We start from the raw sequence: 14,224 nt of genomic DNA, 5'->3' as shown, positions 1-14,224 counted from the left end.
CACCCCGGAGGCCCACCCGTGACCGTTGCCGCCCCGAGCGAGCCGCCCCGGGACGAGGCCGGGCTGCTCGCCGCGCTCACCCGCTACGAGCGCGCCCTCATGGCCGACGACGTCGCCGTGCTCGACGAGCTGTTCGCCCCCGGTCCGGCCACGCTGCGGGCCGAGGGGACCGGGGTGCTCGTCGGGTCCGGGCACATCGCCGCGTTCCGGGCCGTCCGCGGCGGGGCCCCGGCCCGGTGGCTGCGCCGCGTGCACGTGCGCTGGACCGGCCCGGACGCCGCCCACGTCGTCGCCGAGTCCGAGCGCGAGCACGGCGCCGGGGTGCAGACGCAGTGGTGGCGCCGGGACGAGGACGGCTGGCGCGTGCACGCCGCGCACGTGTCCGGCGGGCCGGTGGCCGCGCCGGTGGACCCCGGTGCCGCGGACGACCCCGCCACCTGGCGGGTGCGGGGCGCGCCCCTCGTCGCCGGTGCCGGCTCCGGCCCGCTGGCGGGCGTCCGCGTCGCGGTGAAGGACCTCGTGGCCGTCGCCGGGCAGCGCGTCGGCGGTGGCGTCCCGGCCTGGCTGGAGCAGGCCCCCGTCGAGGCCGCGCACGCCCCGGCGTTGCAGCGCCTGCTGGACGCGGGGGCGGAGGTCGCGGGGATCGCGCAGACCGACGAGCTCGCGTTCTCCCTCACGGGCGTCAACGAGCACAGCGGCACCCCGGTCAACCCCCGGGCCCCCGGGCGGGTCCCCGGCGGGTCGAGCTCGGGGTCGGCCGCCGCGGTCGCCGCGGGCACGGCCGATCTCGGGCTCGGCACCGACACCGCCGGGTCCCTGCGCGTCCCGGGGTCGTACTGCGGCCTGTACGCCTGGCGCCCCACCCACGGCGCCGTCCCGGTCGAGGGGGTGCTGCCGCTGGCGCCGGACTTCGACACCGTCGGCCTGCTCGCCCGGGACGGGGCGACCCTGCGCCGGGCGGGTACCGCGCTGCTGGCCGCGCCGGGCGACCGGGCCCGCCCGGAGGTGTTGCTGCGCAGCCGGACCCTGCTGGAGCTGGCCAGCCCCGAGACGGCCCTCGCGGTCGAGGCGGCCCTGGCGGCGCTCGCCGTCGCGACGGGGTTGCCGGTGCGCGACGTCGACGTCCCCGCCGACGCCCCCGCGGCGTGGACGGCGGCCTTCCGCACCGTCCAGGCCGCACAGGCCTGGGCGAGCCACGGCGCGTTCCTGCGGGCCCACCCGGGCGTGGTCTCCCCGTCGGTCGCCGCCCGCTTCGGGGCGGGGGAGGCCGTCGGCGCCGAGGAGCTCACCACCGCCCGGGACGTCGTCGCGCGCACCCGCGCGTGGCTGGACGACCTGCTCGCCCAGGGCTGGCTGTGCCTGCCGAGCACGAGCACCCCGGCCCCGTCGCGCGAGGCCGGGCCCGACGGCTTCGAGGCCGCGCGCGCCGGCACCCTGCAGCTCACGACGCTGGCCTCGCAGTGCGGGGTGCCCGCCCTGGGGCTGCCGTGGGGCCGGGTCGGGGACCTGCCCGTCGGGCTGTGCGTGCTGGCCCCCCGGGGGGCCGACGCCGGCCTGCTCGCCCTGCTGGACGGGCTCGGGCCGGCCTGAGGTCAGTCGCGGGGCCCGGGGTCGCGGTCGGCCCCGGCGCCCGCGGGCTGCTGGTCCTGGTCCTCCTCGGGGTGGCGCTTCCGGCGCTTGCGCTTGTTCGCCGCCTCCGCCTGCGGGTTCTCCGGTTCCTCCGGGACCAGCTCGTGGTGGACGTAGCGCAGGACGACGGTGCCGATCGCCGCGACCGGCACCGCCAGGAACGCCCCCGTGATGCCGAACAGGGTGCCGCCGATGGTCACCGAGCCGATGACGACCGCGGGGTGCAGGGCCAGCGACTTGCCCACGAGCATCGGCTGCAGGACGTTGCTCTCCAGCTGCTGCACCAGCAGGACGATCCCCAGCACGATGACGGCCTGCACCCACCCGAGCGTCACGAGCGCCACGAGGGTCGCCAGGGCCCCGGTGACGACGGCCCCGACGATGGGGATGAAGGCCGCGAAGAAGATGGCGACGGCCAGCGGCAGGGCGAAGGGCACCCCGACGATGGCCAGCCCGATGCCGATGAAGACGGCGTCGACCAGGGCCACCGCGGCCTGGGACAGGATGTAGCCGCGCAGCGTGGTCCAGACCCGCGACCCCAGGGCGGTGACGTGCCGGTGCGCCTCCGGGCTCATCCAGCGCCGCGACCACGGCAGCAGGCGGTCACCGTCGGACAGGCAGAAGAACGCCAGCACGAGGACCAGCACGAAGGTCACGACCCCGGTGCCGATGGTCGCCCCGACCGTCCCGACCCCGCCGACGACGCCGAGGGCGATGGTCTGGGCGTTGCTCTGCAGTTCGGCGATGCCCTGGTTGACGAGGTTGCCGATCTGGTCGTCCCCGAGGTTCAGCGGCGGGCCCGTCACCCACTCCTGCACCTGGTCCAGGCCGGCGATCGCGGAGTCGGCGACCTGACCGGACTGGTCGGCCACGGTGGGGATCAAGGCCGCGAAGATGCCGACGACGGCCGCGATGAGCAGCAGGAGCGACACGAGCGCGGCCAGGGCCCGGGGCAGCACCGCGCGCAGGACGTGGGTCAGGGGCCACAGGATCGCGCTGAGCAGGATCGCCAGCAGCAGCGGCAGCAGCAGCGACCAGCCCTTGCCGAGCAGCCAGATGAGCCCGGCGACGCCGATGCCGAGGACGAGCAGGCGCAGGGCCCAGCGCGAGGCCTGCGTGACGCCGCGCGCGACGACGTCCGTCGCCGGTTCGCGGGGAGCCGTGGGGGTGGGCGGGGCGTCCGGCTGATCACTCACCCCCGGATGCTCTCAGGTGCACCGCCGTCCGGCACCCGGCAGCGGACGCGACGGCCCGGTCGCCCGCGCGGGGCGACCGGGCCGTCAGGGGTCGAGGCAGGGGCGGGCCGGGGTCAGTGCCCCCGGTCGATCCACTCCTGCACGTGCGGGGCCTCGTCACCGATCGTCGTGTCGTCCCCGTGCCCGGTGTGCACGCGGGTCTCGGCCGGCAGCTCCAGCAGCACCGTGCGGATCGAGTCCACGATCGTGCCGAAGTCGGAGAACGACCGCCCCGTCGCGCCGGGCCCACCGGCGAACAGGGTGTCCCCGGTGAACACCGTCGCCAGGTCCGGCGCGTACAGGCTCACCGCCCCCGGCGTGTGACCGGGGGTGTGCAGGACGTGCAGGTCGGTCCCGGCCACGGAGACGACCTGCCCGTGGGCCAGGTCGGTCGTCGCCACGCCGGGGTGCGTGAGCTCCCAGACCGGGCGGTCGGCCGGGTGCAGCAGCACGGGCACCTCGTGCTCGGGGGTGGAGAACCGCTGCGCCAGCGCGGGAGCCTGCCGCACGTGGTCGTCGTGGGCGTGCGTGCACACCACGGCCAGCAACCGCCGGTCCCCGATCGCGGCGGCGATCGCGTCCACGTCGTGCGGGGCGTCCAGGACGACGACCTGCTCGTCGTCGCCGAGGATCCAGACGTTGTTGTCGACGTCGAACGTCTGCCCGTCGAGGGAGAACGTGCCGGAGGTGACCAGGTGCTCGACCCGGGCGCTCAGAAGACCACCACCGAACGCAGGACGTCGCCGCGCTTCATGGTGGCGAACGCCTCCTCCACGTCGTCCAGGCCGATGCGCTCGGAGACGAACGCGTCCAGCGGCAGCCGGCCCGCGGCGTGCAGCTCCAGCAGCTGCGGGAAGTCCCGCTCGGGCAGGCAGTCGCCGTACCAGGACGACTTCAGCGCCCCGCCGCGGCCGAAGACGTCCAGCAGCGGCACCTGCAGCTGCATCTCGGGGGTGGGGACCCCGACGAGGACGACGGTGCCGGCCAGGTCGCGGCCGTAGAACGCCTGCCGCCACGTCTCCGGGCGCCCCACGGCGTCGATGACGACGTCGGCGCCGAAGGAGTCGGTGACCTCGGCGATGGCCGCCACGACCCCGTCCTCGTCCAGCCCGCGGGAGTTCACGGTGTGGGTGGCGCCCAGCTGCTCGGCCCAGCTGAGCTTCTTGTCGTCCAGGTCGACGGCGATGACGCGGCGGGCCCCGGCCAGGACCGCCCCGGCCACGGCCGCGCACCCCACGCCGCCGCAGCCGATGACGGCCACGGTGTCCCCGCGCTGGACCGGGGCGGTGTTCACCGCGGCGCCGATGCCGGCCATGACCCCGCAGCCCAGCAGCCCGGCCACGGCCGGGTCCCAGCTGTCCCCGAGCACGGAGGTGTCGATCTTGGTGGCCTGCCCGGCCGCGACGAGGGTCTTGGGGGTGAAGGCGCCGATGCCCAGGGCCGGGGACAGCGGGGTGCCGTCGGTCAGGGTCATCGACTGCGAGGCGTTGTGGGTGGCGAAGCAGTACTGCGGGCGACCGCGCTTGCACGCCCGGCACTGCCCGCACACCGCGCGCCAGTTCAGGACGACGGGGTCACCGGGGGCCACGTTCGTGACCCCCTCGCCGACCGCCGAGACGGTGCCGGCGGCTTCGTGACCGAGCAGGAAGGGGTAGTCGTCGTTGATGCCCCCTTCGCGGTAGTGCAGGTCGGTGTGGCAGACGCCGCACGCGGCGACGTCCACGACGACCTCACCGGCGACCGGTTCGGGGACGACGATGTCCACCGTCTCGACGGGCGCACCCTTGGTGCGGGAGATGACTGCGGGGACGGTCCAGGCCATGGCCGCGACCCTAGCGACGCGCCCGGACACGGTCGAGCCGCCGGTAGCCTGGAGCCCGTGACCCTCCACCTGCACGACAGCGCCACCGGCGCGGTGCGCGAGTTCGCGCCGCTCGTCCCCGGGCAGGTCGGCATGTACGTCTGCGGCCCCACGCCGCAGGGGTCCCCCCACCTCGGGCACGTCCGCAGCCAGGTCGTCTTCGACGTCCTGCGCCGCTGGCTGGAACGCTCCGGCCTGCGCGTGACGGCCGTGCGCAACGTCACCGACATCGACGACAAGATCCTCACCAAGGCGGCCGAGGCCGGCGACGAGTGGTGGGCCCACGCCTACCGGTTCGAGCGCGAGTTCACCGCCGCCTACGACGCCCTCGGCGTGCTGCCCGCGACGGTCGAACCCCGCGCCACCGGTCACGTCCCGGAGATGGTCGAGCTCATCGACCGGCTCGTCGAGCGCGGGCACGCCTACGCCGCGCAGGACGGCTCCGGCGACGTGTACTTCGACGTGAGGTCCTGGCCCGCCTACGGCGAGCTGACCCACCAGCGCCTGGACGACATGGAACCGGCCACCGACGCCGACCCGCGCGGCAAGCGCGACCCGCGCGACTTCGCCCTGTGGAAGGGGACGAAACCGGGCGAACCGGCGACGGCGTCCTGGGCCACCCCGTGGGGCCGGGGCCGGCCCGGCTGGCACCTGGAGTGCTCGGCCATGATCGGTCGCTACCTCGGCCCGGCGTTCGACATCCACGGCGGCGGCCTGGACCTGCGCTTCCCCCACCACGAGAACGAGCAGGCCCAGTCCCGCGCCGCCGGCGACGGGTTCGCGAACTTCTGGCTGCACAACCACTTCGTGACGATGGCCGGGGAGAAGATGAGCAAGTCCCTGGGCAACGTCCTGGGGATCCCGCACCTGCTGCGCAGCCACCGCGCCGTCGTCCTGCGCTACTACCTCGTCTCCGGGCACTACCGGACGCACCTGGAGTGGTCGGAGACCTCCCTCACCGAGGCCGAGACCGCGTACTCGCGCCTGGAGGGTTTCGTCCGCCGCGCCGCCGAACGCCTCGGGTCGGCGGGGGAGGCCGGGCAGGTGCCGGACGCCTTCGCCGCCGCGATGGACGACGACCTCGCCACCCCGGCGGCGCTCGCGGTCCTGCACGAGACCGCGCGGGCGGGGAACTCGGCCCTGGCGGCCGGGGACGACGCGGCGCTGCGGACGACGCTGGAGCACGTGCGGGCCGGGCTCGACGTGCTGGGGCTGGACCCGTTCGCCCACCCGTGGGTGGAGCAGGCGAGCGGGTCCGACGGGGCGCGGGCGGCGCTGGACGTGCTCGTGCGCGCGCGGCTGGAGGAGAGGGCGGCCGCCCGCGCCGCCCGGGACTTCGCGACCGCCGACGCGGTGCGCGACTCCCTGAAGGACGCGGGCATCGTGATCGAGGACACCCCCACCGGGGCACGGTGGGTTCTGGAGGGTGAGCAGTAGTGGCAGGGAACAGCCAGCGCCGCGGCGCGGTCAGCAAGGGCAAGAAGGGCCCCACCGCGGGCAGCGGCGGCAAGAACCGCCGGTCCCTGGAGGGCAAGGGCCCGACGCCCAAGGCGAGCGAGCGCCCGTACCACCCGGCGGCCAAGGCGGCGAAGAAGGCCGCCCACCGCGCGGCCACGACGAACGCCCGCCCGGGGGGCCGTCCCCCGGTGCGGCGCAGGGCCTCCGGTGAGACGGAGTGGATCGCCGGGCGGAACTCCATCGTCGAGGCGCTGCGCGCGGAACTGCCCATCACGGGGATCTACGTCGCCTCGCGCATCGAGACCGACGACCGCGTCAAGGAGATCCTCGCCGCGGCCGGCAACCGGGGCATCCCGCTGCTGGAGGCCTCCCGACAGGACCTCGACCGGTTCACCGAGAACGCCGTCCACCAGGGCGTCGCGGCCACGGTGCCGCCGTACGCGTACAAGCACCCGATGGACCTGCTCGACACGGCGGCCGACTCCGGGCGCCCGGCGCTCGTCGTCGCCCTCGACGGGGTGACCGACCCGCGCAACCTCGGTGCGGTCGTGCGGTCCGTGGCGGCCTTCGGCGGGAACGGCGTCGTCGTGCCCGAGCGGCGCGCGGCCGGCATGACGGCCTCGGCGTGGAAGACGTCGGCCGGGGCGGCCGCCCGGGTCCCCGTGGCCCGCGCCACGAACCTCGTCCGCGCCATCGAGGAGTACCAGAAGGCGGGGTTGTTCGTCGTCGGCCTGGACGCCGACGGGGACGTGGACCTGCCCGACCTGCGGCTGGCCGACGGTCCGCTCGTGGTCGTCGTGGGCGCCGAGGGTGCGGGGTTGTCGCGGCTGGTCCGCGAGACGTGCGACCAGGTCGTGAGCATCCCGATGGCCGCGGCCGTGGAGTCGCTGAACGCCGGGGTCGCCGCGGGCATCGCCCTCTACGAGGTCGCGCGCCACCGGTGAGCCTGGACGTCTTCCTCACGCGGTACGCCGGCGGGGCCGAGGTCGGGCTGGACCCGGCCGCCGTCCGCGCGGTCGTGGACCCGCTGGCCTCCGAGCACGACCCCGAGCACCTGTTCGTGCGGGTGGAGACGCCCGACGGGGCGGCCGACGTGTACGGCTACGGCGAGCCGTTCGAGTCGCTCATGCTCGACCTGGAGGTCGGCGGGGACGGCGCGGACGGGGTGCTCGCGGTCGTCCTCGACCTCGCGCGGGCCACGGGGGCCGTCCTGGCGCCCACGGCTCCGCCGGTCGCGGTGCCCGACGAGGCGCTGCTGGCGCACCTGCCGGACGATCTGCGGTCCGGGGCCGTCGTCGTCGGGGACGTGGGGGAGCTGGCGGAGTTCCTGCGGTCCTGACCGGGCCGGCACGACGGGTTCCGTGGCACACTTGGGCCTGAGGACCCGTCGTGCAAAAGTAGTTCAACGTTGAACTATATGGTACCGTGTCCGGATGACCGAGCAGACGCCCCGCTGGCTGAACCCCGACGAACGCCGGGTCTGGTTGCGCCTCAGCGCCCTCATGGAACTGCTCCCCGCCGCCCTCGACGCCCAGCTCCAGCGCGACGCCGACCTCACCAAGACGGGGTACCTGACCCTGGCCATGCTCTCGGAGGAACCCACCCGCAGCCTGCGCATGAGCGAACTCGGCGCCCGCTCCAACGCCAGCCCCTCGCGCATCTCCCACGTCGTGTCCCGGCTGGAGCGGGGCGGGTGGGTGCGGCGGGAGAAGAGCCCCGACGACGGCCGCGGCCAGCTCGCCGTCCTCACCGACGCCGGCTGGGACAAGGTCGTGGCCTCCGCGCCCGGTCACGTCGAACGCGTCCGCCAGCTCGTCCTGGACCCGCTGGAGGCCGACGACCTCGCCCGCCTGGACGCCGTCGTGGTCAAGCTCCTGGACGTCCTGGACCCCGACGCGCGGTTCGCCGCGACGGCGCTGGCCCGCCAGGTCTGAGCCCGGCCCCCGCGCGCGGGGGCCGGGCCGGACCGTCAGACGTGGTCGCGCCAGGAGTGCTCGGGTTCGTACCCCAGCAGCCGGCGGGCCTTGTCGATCGAGAGCAGCGTCTCGTGCTCGGCGAGCTCCCTGCGGACCTCCACGCCGGGGTACACCTCGGCCATGAGCGAGGCCGACGAGCGCGTCATCACGGTGTCGGCGTTGGCCACGATGCACACCTCGACACCGGGACCGGTGCGCTGCAACGCCTTGCGCACGGCCTGGGCGCCGTCGCGGGCGTCGACGTACCCCCACAGGTTCCACTTGCGCAGCCGGGGGTCGGCGTCGAAGGAGGGGAACCGGGCGTAGTCCTCGACGTGCATGACGTTCGAGAACCGCAGGCCGGTCATCGTCAGCTCCGGCTCCCACCGGCAGAAGTGGTGGGCCATCTCCTCCTCCAGCGACTTCACCAGGGAGTACGTCGACTCTGGGCGCACCCGGTACTCCTCGTCCAGCGGCGCGTACGGCGGGGGAGCGGCCTCGAAGGGCAGGCCCAGGACGGTCTCGCTGGAGGCCCACACGACGCGGCGGATCCCCGCGGCGCGGGCGGCGTCGAAGACGTTCCACGTCGCGGCGGAGTTGTTGCGGAACGTCGCGCCGTTCGGGGCCAGGCCCGGGGCGGGGACCGCGGCCAGGTGCACGACGCCGTCGAAGGGGCCGCCGCGTTCCTCGATCCGCCCCGTGATCGCCTCGGTGACCGCGCCGTGGTCGGTCAGGTCGATGCGGACGAACTGCGCGTCGTCGTCCCCGCTCAGGCCCGGGGGCGGGGTCTGGTCCAGGGCCAGCACCGAGACGTCGTGGTCGAGCAGGTCGCGCAGCACGGTGCGGCCGAGCTTGCCGGCCGCTCCCGTCAGCACGACGCGGGGTTTGGCGGGTCCAGCAGCAGACAACGTCGTCCTCCAGGTGGGGCGGGGTCTCAGTACAGGTCCGGGTCGGCGGCCGGCAGGGACCGGGAGTCGACCCCCAGCACCGCCCGCTCGTCGGGCTTGTTCGGCAGGACGCCGACGACGTAGGAGTTCACGGCCTCCTCCAGGCCCACGTCGTGCGCGGCGCGTTCGGACAGGTACCAGCGGTGTTCGAGCACCTCGTGGAAGAGTTCAGCAGCTTCGACCTTGCCCCGCATCTCCCGGGGGACGGCGCGCTGGACGGGTTCGAAGACGTCGGCCACCCAGTCGTGGGCGACGATCTCCTCGTCCTCGCCCTGCCGGCCGTTCGCGGCGGTGTAGGAGTCCAGGTCGTTCAGCAGCCGCCGGGCCTGGTTCTCCTCCGCGTCCAGGCCGGTCAGGCGCAGCAACCGCCGGGAGTGGTGGCCGGCGTCGACGACCTTGGGCTCGATGCGGACCGTCGTGCCGTCGATGTCGGTGGTGATGGCCAGTTCCCCGACGTCGAACCCGAGGTCGTTGAGGCGGCGGATGCGGGCCTCGACGCGCCAGCGGTCCCCGCGCTCGAACGACTCCGGCTCGGTGAGCTCGGCCCACAGCGCGTGGTAGCGGGAGACGATGCGGTCGGCGATGGCCAGCACCTCGTCCATGTCCGCGTCCAGGGCCTCGGAGGCGACGACGTCCATGAGCTCGCCGGCGATGTTGGTGCGGGCCAGGTCCACGTCGTAGTCGCGCTGGCCGGGGGACAGCTCGTCGTACAGCTCCCCGGTCTCGGCGTCGACCAGGTACGCCGCGAACGCGCCGGCGTCGCGGCGGAACAGGGCGTTGGACAGCGAGACGTCGCCCCAGTAGAAACCGGTGAGGTGCAGCTTGACGAGCAGGACCGCCAGGGCGTCAACGGCGCGCTTGGCCGTGTCCGGCCGCAGCATCTGGCTGTACAGCGCGCGGTAGGGCAGCGAGTACTGCAGGTGCCGCGTGATGAGCACCGCGTTGAGGGGTTCGCCGTCGCGCCCCACCCGGCCGGTGATGACGGCCACGGGGGCCACCGAGGGCACCTCCAGCCGGTTCAGCAGCCGCAGCATGCGGTACTCGCGGTGCGCGATCGGCGCGTTGGTCTCCTTGACGGCCAGGACGCGGTTCCCGAGCTTGACGAACCGGACGACGTGGCGCGAGATGCCGCGGGGCAGCGCAGCCAGGTGCTCCTCGGGCCACTCCTCCAGCGGGACGTCCCACGGCAGGTCCAGCAGGTCGGGGTAGGGGCGGGCAGCGGTGATCTGCAGCGACGCCACCGTCGGGGTGCTCACCCGTCCATCCTCTCAGCCCGGCACCGGGCGGTCACAGCACGGAGGGCCGCCACCCCCGCGGGGAGTGACGGCCCTCCGGCCTCGCCTCGGGCGCTCAGGCGCCGATGCGCTGACCGCTGGTCACGTCGAACAGGTGGACGTGGCCCTGCTTGGGGGTGAAGTGGACCGTCGAGCCCTTCTCCGGGGGACGACGGCCGTCGACGCGCGCGATGACCTGGTGGGCCTCGCCGCCAGCCTGGGCCAGCGAGCCGTAGATGTAGGCGTCGGCGCCGAGCTCCTCGACGACGTCGACCTGGACCGGCAGGCCGGAGGTGGACAGCTCCAGGTCCTCGGGGCGGACCCCCAGGGTGACCTTGTCGCCCGTGCCGGACAGGAGCGAGCGCTCCACCGGGTGCACGGTGTCGCCGAGCTTGAGGCCGCCGTCGGTCGCGTCCAGCGTCAGCAGGTTCATGGCGGGGGAGCCGATGAAGCCGGCGACGAAGACGTTGTTCGGGTGGTCGTACATGCGGCGCGGGGTGTCGACCTGCTGCAGCAGACCGTCCTTGAGGACCGCGACGCGGTCGCCCATCGTCATGGCCTCGACCTGGTCGTGGGTGACGTAGACGGTGGTGACGGCCAGGCGGCGCTGCAGCGAGGCGATCTGGGTGCGCGTCTGGACGCGCAGCTTGGCGTCGAGGTTCGACAGCGGTTCGTCCATGAGGAAGACCTGCGGCTGGCGGACGATCGCGCGGCCCATGGCGACGCGCTGGCGCTGACCACCGGAGAGGGCCTTGGGCTTGCGGGTCAGGTACTGCTCGAGGTCGAGGATCTTGGCCGCCTCCTGCACGCGGCGCTTGATCTCGTCCTTCGGGGTGCCGGCGATCTTGAGCGCGAAGCCCATGTTGTCGGCGACCGTCATGTGCGGGTAGAGCGCGTAGTTCTGGAACACCATCGCGATGTCGCGGTCCTTCGGCGGGACCGTCGTGACGTCGCGGTCACCGATGAGGATGCGTCCGCCGTTGACGTCCTCCAGGCCGGCGAGCATGCGCAGGGAGGTGGACTTGCCGCAGCCGGAGGGGCCGACGAGGACGAGGAACTCGCCGTCCTCGACGTGCAGGTCCAGGGCGTCCACCGCGGGCTTGTCGCCGCCGGGGTAGATGCGCGTCGCCTTGTCGAACGTGACCGTGGCCATCGTCGTTTCCTTCCACCGGCAGGTACGTGCCGGACGATCCGTCGTGGAATGGGTGTCTTCAGTTGGGCCGCGTCGGCGGGCACGGGGGTGCCTGCCGATGTGCATCGCTGCACCGCGGTCCCCGGATCATGCACGACGGATCCCGTCCGGGCAAGGGTTTGCCGCGGTGGGTCGGGCCGGTGTCCGTCCCCGGGTCCGGGAACGGCGGGGCGGGCCGGTGGTGTTGGGGGAGGCAGGAGGCCGCGCCGTCGCGGCGTCCGGGGGACGGTCGCCGCCCTGGCCGCCGGCCCCCTCCGACCGTGGAGGACACTGAGGACCGTGGACCTGGAAGAGACCAAGCTGCCCGGCGTCGGGCTGCGGCACGACTTCACCACCGCGCGGGGCCGGCGCATCGGGGTCATCTCGACCCGCGGCGGCGAGCGCGAGCTGCTCGTCTACTCCCAGGACGACCCCGACGCCTGCCACGCCGTCGTCGACCTCGACGGCGACGAGGCCGAGGTCCTGGCCGAGCTGCTGGGGCAGCCCCGCGTCGTGGAGCGCCTCGCGCGGTTGCGCGAGCAGATCGAGGGCCTGGCCACCGAGGGCATCTACCTGGAGGCCACCTCCCCGTACGTGGGCAGGACCCTCGGCGACGCCGCGATCCGCAGCCGCACGGGCGCCTCCGTCGTGGCCCTCGTGCGGGCCGGGGAGGTCGTGCCCTCCCCGTCGCCGGCCCAGGTGTTCGCCGCCGGTGACAAGATCGTCGTGGTGGGCACCCAGGAGGGGGTCCGCGCGACCGCGGAGCTGCTGCAGAACGGCTGAGGCCGCAGCGGGGAGGGGGACGGGTCTGGAACAGGTGCACACCGCCGCTCTGCTCATCGAGCTCGGCGCGGTCATCTTCGGTCTCGGCCTGGTCGGCCGGCTCGCCGGGCGCCTGGGGATCTCCCCGGTCCCGCTCTACCTGCTGGCCGGGCTGGCCTTCGGCGCCGGCGGGCTCGTCCCGCTGAACGCCCCCGAGGGCTTCCTGGACGCCGCCTCCGAGATCGGCGTCGTCATGCTCCTGCTCCTGCTGGGCCTGGAGTACTCCGCCGGTGACCTGCTCGGCAACCTGCGGCGCCAGGCCCCCGTCGGGGTCCTGGACCTGCTGCTCAACGGGTTGCCGGGGGCGGCGTTCGGGCTGCTGCTGGGGTTCGGGCCGGTCGGGGCGCTGGCGATGTTCGGCATCACCGCCGTGAGCTCCTCGGGCATCGTCGCCAAGGTCCTGTCCGACCTGGGCCGGCTGGGGAACCGGGAGACGCCCTCGGTCCTGGGCATCCTCGTGCTGGAGGACCTGGGGATGGCCGTCTACCTGCCGGTCCTGACCGCCGTCCTGGCGGCCTCGGGGGTCTGGGAGGCGACCGGGTCGGTGCTCATCGCCCTGGGCTGCCTCGCGGTGGCGCTCGTGGTGGCGCTGCGCTGGGGCTCGGTCATCTCCCGGTTCGTCTCCGGCGGCTCCGGGGAGGTGACGCTGCTGCGGGTCCTGGGCCTGGCCCTGCTCGTGGCCGGGGTGGCCGAGCAGCTGCACGTGTCCGCGGCCGTGGGGGCGTTCCTGCTGGGCATCAGCCTGTCCCAGGACCTGGACGAGGAGACCCGCCACCGCCTGGAACCGCTGCGGGACCTGTTCGCCGCCGTCTTCTTCGTCTCCTTCGGCCTGGTCACCAACCCCAGCACGCTGCCGCCGGTGCTGCTGCCGGCCCTGGGCCTGGTCGTCGTCGGCGTGGTGACCAAGCTCGTGACGGGGTGGTTCGCCGCCCGGCGGGCCGGGATCGCCGTGCCCGGCCGCGTCCGCGCCGGGGCGGCGCTCATCCCGCGCGGGGAGTTCTCCATCGTCATCGCCGGGCTGGCGACCGCGGGCGGGGTCGACCCCCGGCTGGCGGCCCTGGCGGCGGCGTACGTGCTGGTCATGGCCGTGCTGGGCCCGGTGCTGGCCCGCTTCGCCGACCCGTGGGCGCGCGCCTGGGTGCGGCGCCGGCGCGAGCGGGCGGCCCCGGCGCGCTGACCGCGCCGCCGGGGCCGGGGCCGCTCCACCCGGCCTGCTCCGGGGCTCGTCCCGGGGGCTGCTGCGCCCGCCAGGCCCGCAGGAGCAGGTGCAGGGCCTGGAGGCCGAGCCGGTCCGCGCGCTCGCGCCCGACCGTCGGCAGGCGCCCCAGGGTGGCGACGCCGTACAGGGTGCCCCACAGCAGCAGGCAGGCGTCCTCGACGTCGAGGTCGACCCGGTGCCGGCGGGCCCAGCCGGTCACCAGGGCCAGCAGGACCTCGTTGACCGGTGCGGCCGCCTCCCGACGCCCGCCGGCCTCCAGGGTGGTGCCGTTCATCACCTCGAACAGGTGCTCGTGCTCGCCGGCGAAGCGCAGGTACTGCCCCGCCACGGCGGCCAGGCTCTCGTCGTCGTCCACGGCGAGCCGGGCCGCCGCCATCCGGCCGGCGAGCTCGCGGTACCCCTGCCGCACGAGCTCGGCGAGGAGGGCGTCCTTGCCGCCGAAGTGCTGGTAGATGACCGGTGCCGTGTAGTCGACGTCGGCGGCGACGCGGCGCATCGTCACGGCCTCGACCCCCTCGGCGGCCAGCGTCAGCCCCGCCGCCCGCAGGATCCGCTCGCGCACCTGCGTCCGTTCGCGGGCGCGCCGCTCCCCGCCGGCCATGGCCCTCCCCGATCCGTCCGGTCCCTGCTGGTCCCCGGGAGGGTAGCCGGGT

General features: G+C 74.6%; 14 protein-coding genes. 7 read left to right on the top strand and 7 right to left on the bottom strand.

Going from position 1 to position 14,224, the window contains the following annotated elements; genetic code table 11:
- Nucleotides 1–18 precede the first annotated feature (18 nt).
- Nucleotides 19–1,590, top strand: a complete 1,572-nt coding sequence (locus tag AB2L27_RS11185; RefSeq protein ID WP_370441547.1) for an AtzH-like domain-containing protein — start codon at nt 19–21, stop codon at nt 1,588–1,590.
- Between the two features lie 2 nt (nt 1,591–1,592).
- Here the strand turns inward: AB2L27_RS11185 and AB2L27_RS11180 are convergent, their stop codons facing one another.
- From AB2L27_RS11180 to AB2L27_RS11170, 3 genes are all read right to left on the bottom strand, one after another.
- Nucleotides 1,593–2,825: an AI-2E family transporter gene (locus AB2L27_RS11180; RefSeq protein ID WP_370441546.1), complete on the bottom strand. Its 1,233-nt coding sequence runs from the start codon at nt 2,823–2,825 to the stop codon at nt 1,593–1,595.
- 113 nt (nt 2,826–2,938) lie between these two features.
- Nucleotides 2,939–3,580, bottom strand: a complete 642-nt coding sequence (locus tag AB2L27_RS11175; RefSeq protein ID WP_370441630.1) for an MBL fold metallo-hydrolase — start codon at nt 3,578–3,580, stop codon at nt 2,939–2,941.
- Complete coding sequence (locus tag AB2L27_RS11170; protein ID WP_370441545.1) at nt 3,577–4,686, bottom strand: S-(hydroxymethyl)mycothiol dehydrogenase; 1,110 nt, start codon at nt 4,684–4,686, stop codon at nt 3,577–3,579. The genes AB2L27_RS11175 and AB2L27_RS11170 overlap by 4 nt, the downstream gene beginning before the upstream one ends.
- Before the next feature lie 57 nt (nt 4,687–4,743).
- Here AB2L27_RS11170 and cysS point away from each other — a divergent pair, with 57 nt between their 5' ends.
- The 4 genes from cysS (at nt 4,744) to AB2L27_RS11150 (ending at nt 8,117) form a co-directional block, all read left to right on the top strand.
- Complete coding sequence (cysS, locus tag AB2L27_RS11165) at nt 4,744–6,162, top strand: cysteine--tRNA ligase (protein WP_370441544.1); 1,419 nt, start codon at nt 4,744–4,746, stop codon at nt 6,160–6,162.
- Nucleotides 6,162–7,127 (top strand): 23S rRNA (guanosine(2251)-2'-O)-methyltransferase RlmB, encoded by a 966-nt coding sequence (rlmB, locus tag AB2L27_RS11160; RefSeq protein ID WP_370441543.1) that lies wholly within the window; start codon nt 6,162–6,164, stop codon nt 7,125–7,127. Before cysS ends, rlmB begins: the two co-directional genes overlap by 1 nt.
- Nucleotides 7,124–7,522, top strand: a complete 399-nt coding sequence (locus AB2L27_RS11155) for a hypothetical protein (protein ID WP_370441542.1) — start codon at nt 7,124–7,126, stop codon at nt 7,520–7,522. The genes rlmB and AB2L27_RS11155 overlap by 4 nt, the downstream gene beginning before the upstream one ends.
- Before the next feature lie 94 nt (nt 7,523–7,616).
- Nucleotides 7,617–8,117 (top strand): MarR family winged helix-turn-helix transcriptional regulator, encoded by a 501-nt coding sequence (locus tag AB2L27_RS11150; protein ID WP_370441541.1) that lies wholly within the window; start codon nt 7,617–7,619, stop codon nt 8,115–8,117.
- Nucleotides 8,118–8,152: 35 nt separating this feature from the next.
- Here the strand turns inward: AB2L27_RS11150 and AB2L27_RS11145 are convergent, their stop codons facing one another.
- The 3 genes from AB2L27_RS11145 to AB2L27_RS11135 all read right to left on the bottom strand — a co-directional run bounded on the left by AB2L27_RS11145 (nt 8,153) and on the right by AB2L27_RS11135 (nt 11,512).
- Nucleotides 8,153–9,046 (bottom strand): NAD-dependent epimerase/dehydratase family protein, encoded by an 894-nt coding sequence (locus AB2L27_RS11145; protein ID WP_370441540.1) that lies wholly within the window; start codon nt 9,044–9,046, stop codon nt 8,153–8,155.
- 26 nt (nt 9,047–9,072) lie between these two features.
- The gene (locus tag AB2L27_RS11140; protein ID WP_370441539.1) at nt 9,073–10,341 is read right to left on the bottom strand and encodes a DUF4032 domain-containing protein; all 1,269 of its coding nucleotides are present in this window, start codon (nt 10,339–10,341) and stop codon (nt 9,073–9,075) included.
- A 94-nt stretch (nt 10,342–10,435) separates the two neighbouring features.
- Nucleotides 10,436–11,512: an ABC transporter ATP-binding protein gene (locus AB2L27_RS11135; protein WP_370441538.1), complete on the bottom strand. Its 1,077-nt coding sequence runs from the start codon at nt 11,510–11,512 to the stop codon at nt 10,436–10,438.
- Nucleotides 11,513–11,830: 318 nt separating this feature from the next.
- On the opposite strand from AB2L27_RS11135, the gene AB2L27_RS11130 reads away from it, so the two are divergent.
- Both AB2L27_RS11130 and AB2L27_RS11125 read left to right on the top strand, forming a co-directional pair.
- Nucleotides 11,831–12,313, top strand: a complete 483-nt coding sequence (locus AB2L27_RS11130; RefSeq protein WP_370441537.1) for a cation:proton antiporter regulatory subunit — start codon at nt 11,831–11,833, stop codon at nt 12,311–12,313.
- Between the two features lie 34 nt (nt 12,314–12,347).
- Nucleotides 12,348–13,529 (top strand): cation:proton antiporter, encoded by a 1,182-nt coding sequence (locus tag AB2L27_RS11125; RefSeq protein WP_370441536.1) that lies wholly within the window; start codon nt 12,348–12,350, stop codon nt 13,527–13,529.
- On the opposite strand, the gene AB2L27_RS11120 is transcribed toward AB2L27_RS11125, so the two are convergent.
- Nucleotides 13,432–14,172: a TetR/AcrR family transcriptional regulator gene (locus AB2L27_RS11120; protein ID WP_370441535.1), complete on the bottom strand. Its 741-nt coding sequence runs from the start codon at nt 14,170–14,172 to the stop codon at nt 13,432–13,434. The two genes, AB2L27_RS11125 and AB2L27_RS11120, sit on opposite strands and share 98 nt — an antisense overlap.
- Nucleotides 14,173–14,224: the final 52 nt, after the last annotated feature.

It is taken from the genome of Kineococcus halophytocola (assembly GCF_041276425.1).
Lineage (GTDB): Bacteria > Actinomycetota > Actinomycetes > Actinomycetales > Kineococcaceae > Kineococcus > Kineococcus halophytocola.
The sequence above is the reverse complement of the archived record's forward strand: the minus strand, read 5'-3'. Positions and strand labels throughout refer to the sequence as shown.